The sequence below is a fragment of the Candidatus Hydrogenosomobacter endosymbioticus genome, from assembly GCF_021654655.1.
Taxonomy (GTDB): Bacteria; Pseudomonadota; Alphaproteobacteria; order Holosporales; family GW7; genus Hydrogenosomobacter; species Hydrogenosomobacter endosymbioticus.
In genome coordinates this window covers 237,376-251,077 of the sequence record NZ_AP025225.1, presented here as the reverse complement: position 1 = coordinate 251,077, position 13,702 = coordinate 237,376, and the positions used below count along the sequence as shown (strand labels likewise).

11 protein-coding genes and 1 tRNA gene are annotated in these 13,702 nt (G+C 43.0%); 3 read left to right on the top strand and 9 right to left on the bottom strand.

Annotated features, from left to right (window positions below):
- Positions 1 to 3: 3 nt before the first annotated feature.
- Together der and HYD_RS01195 are read right to left on the bottom strand one after the other, a co-directional pair.
- Complete coding sequence (der, locus tag HYD_RS01200; protein WP_236865508.1) at positions 4 to 1,401, bottom strand: ribosome biogenesis GTPase Der; 1,398 nt, start codon at positions 1,399 to 1,401, stop codon at positions 4 to 6.
- A 146-nt stretch (positions 1,402 to 1,547) separates the two neighbouring features.
- On the bottom strand, positions 1,548 to 2,633 hold the full coding sequence (locus HYD_RS01195) for a septal ring lytic transglycosylase RlpA family protein (RefSeq protein WP_236865506.1): 1,086 nt from the start codon (positions 2,631 to 2,633) through the stop codon (positions 1,548 to 1,550).
- Positions 2,634 to 2,847: 214 nt separating this feature from the next.
- Between HYD_RS01195 and tmk the strand changes: the two genes are divergently transcribed.
- Both tmk and HYD_RS01185 read left to right on the top strand, forming a co-directional pair.
- Positions 2,848 to 3,486 (top strand): dTMP kinase, encoded by a 639-nt coding sequence (gene tmk / locus HYD_RS01190; protein WP_236865504.1) that lies wholly within the window; start codon positions 2,848 to 2,850, stop codon positions 3,484 to 3,486.
- 155 nt (positions 3,487 to 3,641) lie between these two features.
- Positions 3,642 to 4,766, top strand: coding sequence for a hypothetical protein (locus HYD_RS01185; protein WP_236865502.1), 1,125 nt, complete (start codon positions 3,642 to 3,644; stop codon positions 4,764 to 4,766).
- Positions 4,767 to 5,867: 1,101 nt separating this feature from the next.
- Here the strand turns inward: HYD_RS01185 and fabF are convergent.
- From fabF to glmS, 3 genes are all read right to left on the bottom strand, one after another.
- Positions 5,868 to 7,130, bottom strand: coding sequence for a beta-ketoacyl-ACP synthase II (fabF, locus tag HYD_RS01180; protein ID WP_236865500.1), 1,263 nt, complete (start codon positions 7,128 to 7,130; stop codon positions 5,868 to 5,870).
- An 80-nt stretch (positions 7,131 to 7,210) separates the two neighbouring features.
- Complete coding sequence (locus HYD_RS01175) at positions 7,211 to 7,453, bottom strand: acyl carrier protein (RefSeq protein ID WP_236865498.1); 243 nt, start codon at positions 7,451 to 7,453, stop codon at positions 7,211 to 7,213.
- 247 nt (positions 7,454 to 7,700) lie between these two features.
- Positions 7,701 to 9,611 carry a glutamine--fructose-6-phosphate transaminase (isomerizing) gene (glmS, locus tag HYD_RS01170; protein ID WP_236865496.1) on the bottom strand — a complete coding sequence of 637 codons (1,911 nt, stop codon included), beginning with the start codon at positions 9,609 to 9,611 and terminating at the stop codon, positions 7,701 to 7,703.
- Between the two features lie 357 nt (positions 9,612 to 9,968).
- On the opposite strand from glmS, the gene HYD_RS01165 reads away from it, so the two are divergent.
- A complete protein-coding gene (locus tag HYD_RS01165; protein WP_236865494.1) occupies positions 9,969 to 10,733 on the top strand; it encodes an ABC transporter ATP-binding protein in 765 nt (254 codons plus the stop codon).
- Between the two features lie 56 nt (positions 10,734 to 10,789).
- Here HYD_RS01165 and HYD_RS01160 read toward each other — a convergent pair whose 3' ends face one another.
- The 4 genes from HYD_RS01160 to HYD_RS01145 form a co-directional block, all read right to left on the bottom strand.
- A complete protein-coding gene (locus HYD_RS01160; protein WP_236865492.1) occupies positions 10,790 to 11,137 on the bottom strand; it encodes an HU family DNA-binding protein in 348 nt (115 codons plus the stop codon).
- A 288-nt stretch (positions 11,138 to 11,425) separates the two neighbouring features.
- A complete protein-coding gene (gene murA / locus HYD_RS01155; RefSeq protein WP_419469453.1) occupies positions 11,426 to 12,733 on the bottom strand; it encodes a UDP-N-acetylglucosamine 1-carboxyvinyltransferase in 1,308 nt (435 codons plus the stop codon).
- A gap of 520 nt (positions 12,734 to 13,253) precedes the next feature.
- Positions 13,254 to 13,327, bottom strand: a tRNA-Arg gene (locus HYD_RS01150).
- A 76-nt stretch (positions 13,328 to 13,403) separates the two neighbouring features.
- Positions 13,404 to 13,700 (bottom strand): hypothetical protein, encoded by a 297-nt coding sequence (locus tag HYD_RS01145; protein ID WP_236865487.1) that lies wholly within the window; start codon positions 13,698 to 13,700, stop codon positions 13,404 to 13,406.
- Positions 13,701 to 13,702: the final 2 nt, after the last annotated feature.

Genomic DNA, 13,702 nt, shown 5'->3' with positions numbered 1-13,702 from the left:
TTTTCACTTGTCTTGTTTGTGGTACGGGTTTCGTGCTCGTCTCAGCAACAGTCTTATATTGGCGCCTCCTAAATCGAACTGATCTGCGAGCGCGTTTATCAAATAGCGCTTATATTCGTCCGTAAGAAGATGGACGTTATTTCCACATACTGAAAATGACGGAGGGCGACTTTTTATTTGCGAAATGTATTTTATTTTTATCTGGCGACCATTTGCTCTTGGAGGCGCGTGCACAGAAATTGCGTTTTGTAAAAAAGAGTTGAGCTTCGGGGTTGAGACCGACCTATTCCAGTTATAATACGCCTTTGCAACGCTAGACCATATTTTATTTACTCCAAATCCTGTTGATGAGGAAAACGGTATTACTTGAACTGCGCAGGCTGTCGCCAATCCTTTCTGGATGCGGTTTTTGAAATAACGAAGAACATTCTCTGAATCTTTTTTTTGTATCAGGTCCCATTTGCTTGCCGCGACAATAAGAGCTCGGCCTTCGTTTATCACCTTGCTTAGTATAACAAAATCCTGCTGCTCTATTTCCCGTGTTGAGTCTATGATAACTATTGCTACATGAGCAAAAACAAGAGCTTTATATGTTTTTGAGCACGTTTGTCTTTCAAGCTCCGAGCGAATATTTGATTGCTTTTGGAGGCCGGCGGTGTCGATTAGATTAAACTCTCTGTTGTTTCGTGCGAATGGGACATAAACCGGATCTCTGGTAGTTCCTGGTTTGTCGCTTACAGATACGCGTGAAAACCCAACGCACTCGTTTATAAAAGTAGACTTACCAGCATTTGGTCTTCCGAGCACTATAACATTAATTACTTGGTTTTCTTCGTTCTTTATTTCTGAAACAGCTTCATTATCGTGGGAGATATGCTCATTTTCAGATACTTTATCGCTGTACATTAAGCCGGAAATCTCACTTATAAGGTCATTTATACCAATCCCGTGTTGAGCTGATACTTCCACCACAGGAAGTCCAAGCTCATAGCCATCAGAAGCAAAATTTTCTTGCGCTTCACATTTGTTCACAGCTAGAATCGTCGGAACTCCATATTTTTGCAAAATTCTTGCTGCATATCTATCGCCTTCTGTAAGCCCTATTTTCCCATCGATCACAAGAATAGCGACATTGCTCTTTGAAAGTATAGAGTCGATAGTTTGCAATATTTTATCATATCTTGGGTCAGTTTCAACTATGCCTGGGGTATCGAATATTATAGAATCTTTTCCATTGATTTTTGTTTCTCTCGAGATGTAGTCAATGGTTACTCCTGAATAATCGGAAGTTATAGCGATTCGCTTTCCAATAAGTCTGTTGAACATCGTAGACTTTCCAACATTAGGACGGCCAACTATTGCTATAGTAAAAATTTGCTTCCTTGGCTTAATCTCGATCATTATTTGTGTAATATCTTGCTAATAGATTTCTGACTATGATTTCTTCCGATGCGCAAAAATCTTAATAAACTATCAGTATTCTTCCATAAGTGTGGATTTTGCACAATCGTGATAACGAGATTTTATTGCATTGCAGCTAATTCAAATCATTTTATTGTCATTACGGCTGCATCTGGGAACCCGCTGCTAGCTAAATTTTTAAGTATGTTGATGGCGTTTTCAGGTTTTGGGATTGGCCCTATGAGAACTTTGTATATCGCAACAGAGCCAGAAAAACTTTGCTGTATTGTGCATTTATAAGTGAGGCGCAGTTTGTTGGCAATTGATCCAGCTTCTTTTTTTGATGATGAGATATGGGCGCATACATACACGTGCAGCTGATTATTTGAGTTTGGCTTTGTGTTAATGGAGTTGGGCTTTGAAGCGGTTTGACTTATCAATTCTTCAAAATTCTTCGGATTTTTTTGGCATTGGTGAGAAGTCGACATTTTGTTTGTTAAACAGGAATATAGAAGTGTTTTTTGAGGGTATGGACTAGCGTATTGGGAAGAGCGAGTTAGCGCTGTGTCAATGGCGGTTTCAACTTTATTATTTTTTGCAGGAAAAGAATAGTTCTGGTTGTTAGTGGAAATAGAGCGCGGCTCTTGGTGAATTTGTGGCGTTGTTTGGCTTGCTACAGAGTTTGTCCCATAAAAGAAGGCTCTGTTTTCTGGGAGCTGCAGGCTTTCTTCAACCAAAGTTTGTATGAGTACGTTTGCTGTTCCGCCATTGTAAAATCCCAGTTCTTGAGCGGCTCTCACAGATAAATCTATAATTCTTTCTCCTCGTTTATACGGGCCAAAATCACTTTTATACGGTCCTCTGTCGTTGACCTTCACTTTCGCACAGCGGCCGTTATCAAGATTTTTCACATACACTACGCATGGGAGCGGGAGGGTTTTATGTGCTGCAGTCATAGCCATCATATCGTATCGCTCGCCTGTCGCAGTTTTTTTCCCGTTGAAGCCATCTTTGATCCCATAGTATGAGGCTATACCAATTTCCTTAAGCTCATAGTGTTTTTGTGGGAAATACCAGTCGCCTTTTATTCTGTATGGCTTGCTTGTTGGTCTTTGCGGGCTTAGCGTTTTTTTAGATGTATACTCTGTCGCAGAGCACGCATTGATAACCAGAGAGATGGCGCCTATGGTGGCTGACCTTATTGCAACGGAGTGACATATGGATCTGGTCATTCTTTATTTCCTGGATGGCGTGTAGAAGCGTATTTTCCTTTTTTTTGTGTTCGGGATTGTTTGAGAAAGTTGATAAAGTGCGACATAAAAGGAATGCAGCTATACTTTGAGTTGTCGGTCTGGTTATTAGCGGCAGCAGATATTTCTGGTATCATATTGTTTCAACAGCGCGCACTTTTGCAGAGCGAGACATTTTCTAAATCATAAACCTAAGATGAGCAATAATAAGGCAAAATTTGTTACATTTGAAGGCGGGGAAGGGGTGGGAAAAAGCACTCAAATCGTTCTTTTTTCCGAATTTTTGTCTTCCAAAGGAATAGAAAATATCGTAACTCGTGAACCCGGGGGGACTTATGGTGCAGAGTTTTTGCGTTCAGCGTTTCTTTCTGGAGAATATGAGTGGGATGTTGTAAGTGAATTAATGTTGGTTATGGCTGCGCGTCGCGATCATATGGTGCACAAAATTTTGCCAACTCTTGATAGCGGTGTTTGGGTTTTATGCGACAGGTTTATAGACTCCAGCGTCGTATACCAGGGCGTGCTTCGCGGTATGCCAGAACAATGGGTTGTAGATATGCACAGAGTTGCTGGAATGTACCTTGAGCCTGATTTAACGATAATTCTGTCTGTTAGTGCAAAAGTTGCCATGCAAAGAAAATTCGAGTGCGCTAGGGAGAAGTTGAATAGGTTTGACAGTATGTCAGAAGAGAAACATGAAACCGTGTGCGCGGCGTACAAGAAAATATGTACGAATAATCAACATAGATGCGCTTTTATAGATGGTTTTGGAAGCGCCTTAGATGTTGCAGAACTTGTTGTCAGTGCCGCTAATTTACTGTTAACTCTGAAGTAATCTATGTTTGCGTGATACTTTTTAATAGGAGTTGCCTTTTTTGTAAAAAAAAGCTAATTTTTCATTGACAAAAATTTTTTTAGTGTGTAGAAATTGCACTATGGGTCTGACAAGATCATTTTTGTTTTGTGCACATGATTTGTGAGGAGGTTTTCATGAAAAAATTGGGTATGTTATCGGTGGCGTTCGCTGGCTTGATGGTGGTCGGGGCGTCTTCTGATGCTATTGGTGCTGTTCGTACGGCAAAGAGGCCGGGTTTTAAGTTAAGCGAGGCCAATAAGAAAAAGTTGTTCGCTATTATGAAGGAAAAGGGCGCTAAAAATGTTTTTGCGGGCCTTTCTGATGCTCAGAAGAAAAAGCTTCATGCTATCGTGAGAGAGAAGAGTTCTAAGGTTAAGTTGGCCAAGAAGGTTGAGTCTACTGGTGATGTGAATGTAACGACTCCAAACGTTGTGGTTCAGCAACAGGCTAAGGCGGATAGCAAGTCCTCTGAGTCGGACAAGGTGTCTGAGGCTGCTCAGCAGAAGAAGTCTCAAATGACTTTGGAAGAGTTGGCTAAGAAGAACCTGACGGAACTTTCTGAGAAGTTAGCGAAGGTTAATAGAGCTATTGTTCTTAGTGGTGATATGGTTCGGATTCATGAGAAGAATGTTCAGGAGCAGAAGAAGTTGTTGAATGACCTTAGCTTTAATCCTTTAGATCATGATTTAAGTGTGTTTACTGGCGACGAAAGGGCCGAGGTTCGTAACTGTTTGTTCCCGCGTGGGGATGCTCAGGCGTTGTCCCAAGGTGTTTGCGAAAAGGTGAAGAATGTATTCGATAGCAAAAGGCTTCCTAAGCTTATCGCCGCGGCTAGGGGAATTTCTGATGAGCTTAATGCAGCGAAGTTGGACGTTGATAAGATTGTAAAAGGTGCCGATGATGAGTTAGTTTCTTTTGTTAAAAAGGCTCAAGAGGAACATGACCGTCTTTCGCGTAGGTCTCAGGCAGCTGGAGCGCTCAGTGAGCAGTTGAACGCTTTGTGTAATGATCTTACCGCTTCTCTGGGGTATATTGCAGGCCGCCTTCATCAAGATAATTCGTTAGGTGGAGTTGACTTTTCTGCAATTTTTGGGGAGAAATCCAATATTGCCAGAGGGTTGTATAAGGAGCCTTCCGCTAGTGCAGTTGATGGTTCTTTTCTCGGCAGCAGAATTGCGAGGATTTTCCACAATGCTGACGCTGGTGCTAGTAATAATGACGGTTTAGCAGCTAGTAGTGGTAATAATTGGCCGCTTTAGTAGTGTAATGAGTCGGTGAGCGCTTATGCGTGAGGCTGGCTATCTAGTGCGGGCGTCTGTTTTTTGCGGGCGCTCGCTTTTTTGTTTGGTTATCTTTGGAAAAGATGTTGATTGTGTTTTTTAGGAGTGTTTTTAATAGTTTCTAAAGAAAACGGAGTGAAGTTGCATCATATGTTCGTTAGGCAGATTTTCCATAGGGTTGTAGAGTATAAAAATATTGGGTTACCCCCCAAGGATCTGTTTTTTTTGTGTTGTTCTATGCTATGGCGCCAGTTTACCTGACTGAGCCCGGTGTTAGGCTCTAAGGACAGAGAGCGTCCGATTCAATTATCTATCTAAGTAGAGCTGGTAGAGAATATAAACTAGCGCTCGGCGTTGAGAAGCAAAAAGTATTCGAAGTGTTTCGTGTTATTATAGGTTGTTGCCATAGGTTATTGCCAAGTATCCCGCCGTGCAAATGATGCTGAGCCGATAGTTTCAGTACCCGTTATGTGGACGTACCCGGGGCTCACGAGGCGGTCTCGAGTCAATTTGTTCTGGGGGGGAAGTATCCCGGCCCCGTGCAAATGATGCTGCTAGCTGTGTTGCAATGAGGCGTGGCTTGGCATTTGGTGACGCTAGATTTTATATCGCGGAGGCGTTTTATAAATAAACTTTGGCCATTACCCTCACATGAGCAGCTTAGAGTTGCTGGTGTAACATGAGTTGGGTGCGTGCGGCTGTAGTGATCCGCCAGCTTTACAAACTTTTCTGCGGCGTTGTGCTAGTGCGAAAGGCTAACATGTTTGTTATATTCGTGTATGAGCACAAATATATGTACAACATGTATATACGAAAAGCTAATTGCAATACGTGATTAATATTTTTTCGAAACGAACAGATAGATCTGCGTTGGGGATTGGTACATATGGTGCAATAGCACATATATTATAACAATGCATAGTCAAAAATGACGTTTTCCAGACGTTTTTCAGCAAAAAACCGAGCGTTCTTCCTATAAAACCAATTCCACACCTGCGCGGCATAATACAGGTCTATTTCGGTCACCAAAAAATGGTTCTATAGGAAATTAGTTCCATAGGAAATTAGTTCTATAGGAAATTAGTATTTCTGAAATACGAGCGACGCATTCGTACCACCAAATCCAAACGAATTTGACATAACCACTTTCAAACGACGTTTTTGAGCAATTTTCGGCACCAAATCAATATACGTTTTTTCAGGATTATCAAGGTTGAGAGTCGGTGGAACGACTCCTTCCTGCAGCGCGAGTATAGAAAACCCAGCTTCAACACTTCCGGCCGCTCCCAACAGATGTCCTACAGAAGATTTTGTAGAAGACATACACAAACCACCACCACTCAGGCGTTCGCAAAATAATCTCTCGACGGCTGCTAGCTCAGCTTTATCTCCCGCCGGAGTAGATGTTCCGTGTGCATTTATGTAATCTACGTCCGACGGAGCCATTTTCGCATTTTCAAGAGCAGACTTCATACATCTATACGCTCCATCACCAGTTTCTGATGGGGCCGTTATGTGATAAGCGTCTCCAGACATCCCATATCCAGAAATTTTCGCGTATATCCTAGCTCCTCTCAAGCGTGCGTGCTGCTCTTCTTCCAAAACTAAAATCCCAGATCCTTCTCCAATCACGAATCCGTCCCTATCTCTGTCCCACGGACGCGACGCTCGGTCAGGAAAATCATTAAACCCTGTTGATAATGCTCGTGCTGCAGCGAATCCAGCAACCCCTATACGGCACACAGCAGCCTCTGCTCCGCCCGCTATCATAACATCCGCATACCCAAGCCTAATCAGATTTGCTGCGTCTCCTATGGCATGAGTACCAGAGGCGCAAGCAGTTGCGGTCGCGCTGTTAGGGCCTTTAAATCCATACTTTATAGATACATTCCCAGAAACCATATTTATTATTGATGATGGAACGAAAAACGGACTAACTCTAGAGGGGCCTTTTTCGTGAAGTACCACAGCTGTACGAGCAATTTCAGGAAGTCCTCCTATTCCAGCTCCTATAAACACTCCAGTTCTACACGCAGCTTCCTCAGAGTTGTCCGCGGACCAACCGCTATCCTCTATAGCCTCAGCGGCAGCAGCCATACCGAGAAGAACAAACCGGTCCATTTTTCTGCTCTCTTTTTGAGACGGAAGCCTTTCAACGAAAGCGCTATCTGCTTCTGATATCTGAGGAACTTCTCCTGCTACTCTAGACGAGATGTCGGACGAATCAAAGGAAGATATAGACCGCACACCAGACTCAGACTCAACCAACTTCTTCCAAGAGACAGAAGCTCCCCACCCAAGTGGAGTAACAAGCCCTATACCTGTAACTACTACGCTTCTCATATAAACTCACCCATATAACTACAACACGAAAAACTACACAATCAAACATGAGCGCTGGGACAGAACCCATGAAGAGCTATTTATTTAGATTTAGCTTGCTGTAGGAACGTAACAGCATCCGTAACCGTAGCGATTTTTTCAGCTGCTTCATCGGAAATTTCACATCCAAACTCTTCTTCAAAAGCCATAACTAGCTCAACTGTATCAAGGCTATCAGCTCCAAGGTCGTCCACGAAGCTCGCCCCGTCAATAACCTTATCTTCAGAAACGCCAAGATGTTCCACAACTATTTTTTTTACTCTCTCAAAAACATCACTACTCATTGTTATCCTTCAGACAAAACAACCGCCCCTCAGAGATTAACACATTTTTCATCGGTATTCCATATACTCTTTGGTTTTTGAATTCGATTTTAACAGCATAAATAGCATGAATTGCCCAAATCTTGAGAAAAAGCCGTATGACAAGGAATAATATCAAGAGAAGTGGCGTTAATTTTTCTGTAGCTTTATCGATGGCCAGCGACGCTAGAGCTCTAAAATAAAAAGCAAGTGTTGTCGATATACATTGTTATTCTACGGTAACAGATTTTGCTAGGTTGCGAGGTTTGTCTATGTCGCATCCTCTTGCAAGAGCCGTATAGTATGCAAAAAGTTGCATAGGAATTGCGCATATTAGAGGGGTTAGAAGCTTATGCGTATGAGGAAGCATTACAGCGCTGTGTACTATGCTTTGGTCGACATGTTTCATTCCGATTTCGTCTGTAATAAGCACCACTTTTGCTCCGCGCGCGGCAACTTCTTGCATGTTTGACATTGTTTTTGCGAATAAATCGTCAAATGGAGCAAGCACGACAACAGGGGTCCCGTCTTCTATAAGAGCTATCGGTCCATGTTTCAGTTCTCCAGCTGCAACTCCTTCTGCGTGAATATACGAAATCTCCTTCATCTTAAGCGCTCCCTCAAGACACATGTAATAATTCAGTCCGCGGCCTATATAGAGGATGTTTTTTGCATGACGGAAAAGGCTGTTGGAAATGTCAATAGATTGGGAATCGAGGGATAAGGTCTTAGTCATGTAACCTACCACTTTGCGGAAGTCATCTCTGCTTGGAAGTGCCTCGCTTGGGAAATTGACGTAATTTTTCTTTGAAAACTCGATAGCCATAGACAGCAATACGAAAACTTGCGCTGTGAATGCTTTTGTCGTTGCAACTCCAACTTCTGGCCCTGCGTGAGTATAAAACACCTTGTGAGACATTCGAGCGAGCGAGCTTTGCGGGACATTTACTATTGAGAAGATTTTTTGCCCGCGCTCTTTTGCGTACGCTAGCGCTTTTATTGTATCAGCGGTCTCTCCTGATTGAGATACCGCTAATACGGGCCGGTTATCGTCGCGTGCTGAAATCTGAGCAGACTGAAATTCTGAGGCAAGTTCTATGTCTGTTCGTATTCCTGCTACTGTTTGCAAGAAATATCTTCCTATCATACACGCATAAAATGCTGTTCCACACGCGGTAAGCGTGAGTCCATTGATAGCGTCTAAAATAACTTCGCTTGAAATATCGTATATTTCTCTTTCCGATGCTACTTTGTCTAGGAGTCTTTGGATGACGAGCGGTTGCTCATGTATTTCCTTTAGCATATAGTGCGTTTGCTCTTCTGGCTTTGAGCTTTCTTGTTTAAATGGGTTAGCGTAGAACCTAGTCGAGGCTTTTTCTCCTCCGAACCCAAACACAGAAAGGTTTCGACGAGAAACGATCGCGTATGTATAGTCGTCTAGATAATGGAGCTCCGACGAAAGTCCTGCCATTCCAAAAGCGTCCGAACAGACTATAAATTCATTGATTCCTTTGCCAACGGCAAGAGGACAACTGGTACTACGCGCAGCCAAAATAGTTTCTGGGAAGTCTGAGCATAAAGCGGCAAACGCAAATGAACCGCAAATTTTTTTAAGTACGTTTTGTATTGCGTCATTAAGTATGGTGCGGCGGATATCGTCTGGAGATTTTGTTGCTTCAGCTGCAGAATTTGCTTCGTATAGGTTTCGCGCCTTTTTGATATACTTGCTTAACAGATGTACAAGAACTTCTGTATCTGTGTCGCTTTGAAACACTATGCCTGATTGTATAAGTTCGGTTTTTAGTTCAGAAAAATTCTCTATAATGCCGTTGTGTACTACGGATAAAAAACCATCAGTGTGAGGGTGGGCGTTGCGCTCCGTCGGTTTTCCGTGGGTTGCCCATCTTGTATGACCGATTCCGACAGTGCTTTTGCAAGATAAGTCAATCTTTTTTGAAAGCTCTTTTACACGGCCAACAGATCGCCATGTTAGAAAATTTCCAGTATCTCCGAGGTTTATAGCAGGGTTAGTGACGGAAATTCCTGCCGAGTCATAACCTCTATACTCTAATCTTCCAAGCGCATCTAGCAGCCTATGTACAACAGGAGAATCTCCGACAATTCCTATTATGCTACACACTATAACTTATCTCCCTCATATCTGCTGTTCAGTCGTTACAAAAAGGGCGCTTCTGCCAGAGGTAAATCTATGACGGATGGTCTTCAGGTAACGTCTGCGGCAGAGCTAACGCCTGCAGTGTATGCTATGCAGCGATGATACCAAAACGACAGCTTTAACTCAATTTATAACACATTAGGTTTGTAACGTATTTCAATATATGCGGTTTTTATATGTATGGTTATAAAATCTACTGTTAAGATTGTTGGAATAGGCGCCTAGGTGTAATTTTCTGCTTTTATTCTTTGCATAATGTCATTGCGGCGGACTGAAACTTTATCTACCATTGGATAGGTGGATGTTGAATGCTGTTGTTTTATGAGCCAGAGTAGGGGCAGCGTCGTGGTTTTCGATCATGTATGCAAATCTTTTAATGATAAAGGAGTGCTTCAGGGAGTTTCTCTTGATGTTTGCGAAAAAGAATCGCTTGTGATTGTTGGAAGATCTGGGGCGGGGAAGTCTGTCCTTTTGAGGTGTGCGTTGGGGTTTATGCGGCCGGATAGCGGTAAGATATTTGTAAATGGAAGTGTCGTTAGACCGGCAGAAAGAAATGTATCTAGATTTTGTGATATTGGGGTTGTTTTTCAGTCGTCTGCATTGTTTGATGGGATTACTATATGGGAAAATGTCGCGTTTAGGTTGTTGAACAAAATGTCCCGTAAGAAAGCCATGATTGCCGCGATAGATACACTTTTGGAGGTGGGAATGTCGGAAGGGGTCGCAAATCTATATCCAAGCGAAATATCTGGAGGTATGCAACGCAGGGTTGCTCTCGCTCGCGCGATAGTTGCTAGGCCTAAGATATTATTTTTCGATGAGCCTACGTCTGGGTTGGATCCAATTTTTTCTTCTATGATAAGCGAGTTAATTAGAAAGTGTATCAGGTCTCTGGGCGCGACTGCGGTTACTATAACGCATGATATTAGTGGCGCGCAGATAATAGGCGACAGCGTCGCTATGCTATACAAAGGAAAGATCGAATGGATTGGGCGCTCGTCGGATATGATGAACTCTGGAAATGCTGTGCTGGACCAGTTTGTGCGCGGAGACGTGGAAGGTCCTATAGAACAATTTCAGAGATGAAGAAGTAATAAAATTCTATTCTTTATGTGCGATGCGCTTGTTACTATTCTATTGCTCTAATCTCTTTGTCTAGTTATATCTCTAAACACATCATGGAAAAACCCGCTGCTTTTCTCCTTCTTTTCTGTTTTTTTCAAAGAGTCGCTTAGTACTTGGCTTGGTTTGAAAAACGGAACGGCTTTTTCCTTAACTTCAACTGTTAACTTAGTTTTTGGGTTGATTGCCTTCCTCTTTTTGCGGACACGTATGGAAAAACTTCCTAGTCCACGTATTTCTACTCTTCGTCCTGCTTGCAAGCTTGACGCAATAACACTAAAAAATTCATTCACAGATTTACTAACGATAGAGGTCGTTATATTGGGGCATTTTCTAGCGACGGCTTGTGCGAGATCCTTCTTCACCATTGTAATAACACTATTCTTACTATACAAACAGAATTGTAACAATAATTTATTTATTTTTAGCTAAACACGCCTTTATTCTTGTCGTTACACTAGCGACATTGGTTAAAAATATCTGACTATGTTCTCTGTTTTGTCCAAAACTCTATGCGAACCAGTATAGAGTACATAAGGGCGTTTTGAAACGTATTTGCTTAAAAATCAACTAAATACCTTCTGAGCGCAAACTTTACTCTAAAGCAAGCGCGCGCTAAAAATTTTTATTTGCGTATTCGCTCTGTCAGGGGGCTGCTATCCGGCTATTTTCTTATTCGTACCTGAGGCGGTATGAGCTTCTCCTTCTCTCACTCTTTTTATTATTGCGCCGCATTCGGAAAGTTTTTTTTCAATGCTTTCGTAGCCTCTATCTATGTGATACAACCGGCTGACTATAGTTTCTCCTCGTGCCGCGAGGCCGGCGATCACAAGAGAAGTTGATGCTCTTAAGTCTGTGGCCATAACGCTTGTTCCTGATAAATGCTCAACGCCCGTCACATGTGCTCTGTTCCCGCTGACTGATATTTGCGCTCCCATACGCGCTAATTCACAAACATGCATGAACCTATTCTCAAAAATATTCTCTACTATTACGGATTCTCCAGACGAGACTGATAACAGGGCCATCAATTGAGCCTGTAAGTCTGTGGCGAGTCCTGGGAAAGGGGATGTTTCTATGCTCAATGGACCGATTTTACCGCTCATACTAACATATATTTTGTCATTTTCTAGTGGCTCTATGGTTGCACCCGCATTTCGAAGGGCGTCTACAAAAGTTGGTAGCAAAGATATATTTATGTTCTCCAGCTCCACTTCTCCGCAAGTTATTATGGCGGCAGCAATATATGTTCCTGCTTCTATCCTATCTGGCATAACTTTGTGAAAAGCTCCTGAGAGGCTTTCTGTGCCCTGTATTCTTACGGTAGGCGTTCCTTTTCCTTCCACCTGAACGCCCATAGCTTGAAGGCAATCAAGCAGGTCACCTATTTCTGGCTCTATCGCTACGTTTTTAAGGCACGTTTCTCCTCTGGCTAGAGACGCTGCCAATATCATATTCTCCGCTCCAGTGACGCTTATATTAGGAAAAGTATATTCAGCTCCTGTAAGCTTTCCGCCTGGCACATTTGCGCATATATAGCCGTTTTCTATCTCTATTGTTGCTCCAAGTGCTCGAAGTCCGTCTATATGGAAATTCACGGGCCTAGCTCCTATGGCGCACCCACCTGGAAGTGAAACGTGAGCTCTTCCGCATCTGGCGAGAAGTGGCCCCAGAACCAATATAGATGCGCGCATTTTTCGCACTATATCATATGGAGCCTCAAAACTTTTTATCGAAGGAGTGTATATGGCTACTTTTTTCCCTACTCTTTTTATAACGGACCCAATTTCTGAAAGGAGCAACTCCATAGTTGTTAGGTCTGCGAGCGTGGGAACGTTATCTAGAACTAGTGGCTGGTCGCTCAGAAGCCCGAGAGCCATAAGCGGAAGCGCAGCGTTTTTAGCTCCATTTATTGGTATGGTGCCTCTAAGCGGAACGCCACCAACTATGAGCATCTTGTCCATATGATTTTTGAAAGGGATAAACAACTGGCACGAAGATGCTAGCATAAAACTACAAAAAGTTCACCATTGTCGCTTTGGCGTTGAGTGTGAGGTGAGTGTTTTAGATTCCGCGGGGCGGGGGGGCTCTGTGTCCAATGGGCATATGTGGTTTATATTTTTAAAAGATTTTCGATCGTTCATACATATTGCTAAAAGTCAATGGTTTTTGATATAGGCGGTGAAAATAGTACGTGCTGCTGGGGCAGAAATTGAAGAGCGAAAATTAGTCTTATTTGGTTTGTTTTGCGTTTTTCTCCTTTTTATTTTAACGATTGCTAAAATAGACTATAATAATCGCGACTATATATGCGGCCTAACTGGTTGCTTATTTTGCATTGTTAATAAAATTGTGATATTTTTCGAACTATTGGTTAAATTTGTGTCGAGATTCGGATATCTGCTCGGTTTTGCTACGCGTGAAATAAGAAAAAACGATAGGCCGCGTAAATATAACCGTAAACTATAGCAAAAAGGGGTTGCACGCGCCCAAAGGGATTCGAACCCCTGACCTTTGCCTCCGGAGGGCAACGCTCTATCCAGCTGAGCTATGGGCGCACAGGGATAATAATATATTAGTCAGTCGATAAAAGCCAGATGAGACCGAGCAGCGGGTTCTGCGTAGTGGAATGGTTTATTTGCATATGTGTGCCGGCCATGTGCGGGCTCGTGCTGAGGTCCCAAGATGCATCGCCGCCTTTGGGTGGGGTGGCTGCGCGGACTGCTTGGATTTTTTCTGGGCCTGAACTTGCTGGGGTTGTTGAGCTCGGGGCTGTTTAGCAGCTTTAGCCTGTTCGGCCTGCTGCTCAGCTTCTTTCTGCCGCTCGGTGGGCCGCGCCATCATCTCGCGCCCTTCACCAGGACCCCAGCCAGCCTGAACTTCCATTTCCTTCACTTCCGGTTTTTTAAGTTTTTCTTTCAGGTCTTTCAAAA

What these genes read in the sequence shown, in the direction of transcription:
- fabF (WP_236865500.1), bottom strand. Translation starts at nt 7,130, where the DNA reads ATGAGAAGCGTAGTAGTTACAGGTATAGGGCTTGTTACTCCACTTGGG.
- HYD_RS01185 (WP_236865502.1), top strand. Translation starts at nt 3,642, where the DNA reads ATGAAAAAATTGGGTATGTTATCGGTGGCGTTCGCTGGCTTGATGGTG.
- tmk (WP_236865504.1), top strand. Translation starts at nt 2,848, where the DNA reads ATGAGCAATAATAAGGCAAAATTTGTTACATTTGAAGGCGGGGAAGGG.
- HYD_RS01165 (WP_236865494.1), top strand. Translation starts at nt 9,969, where the DNA reads ATGAGCCAGAGTAGGGGCAGCGTCGTGGTTTTCGATCATGTATGCAAA.
- HYD_RS01160 (WP_236865492.1), bottom strand. Translation starts at nt 11,137, where the DNA reads ATGGTGAAGAAGGATCTCGCACAAGCCGTCGCTAGAAAATGCCCCAAT.
- murA (WP_419469453.1), bottom strand. Translation starts at nt 12,733, where the DNA reads ATGGACAAGATGCTCATAGTTGGTGGCGTTCCGCTTAGAGGCACCATA.
- HYD_RS01195 (WP_236865506.1), bottom strand. Translation starts at nt 2,633, where the DNA reads ATGACCAGATCCATATGTCACTCCGTTGCAATAAGGTCAGCCACCATA.
- HYD_RS01175 (WP_236865498.1), bottom strand. Translation starts at nt 7,453, where the DNA reads ATGAGTAGTGATGTTTTTGAGAGAGTAAAAAAAATAGTTGTGGAACAT.
- der (WP_236865508.1), bottom strand. Translation starts at nt 1,401, where the DNA reads ATGATCGAGATTAAGCCAAGGAAGCAAATTTTTACTATAGCAATAGTT.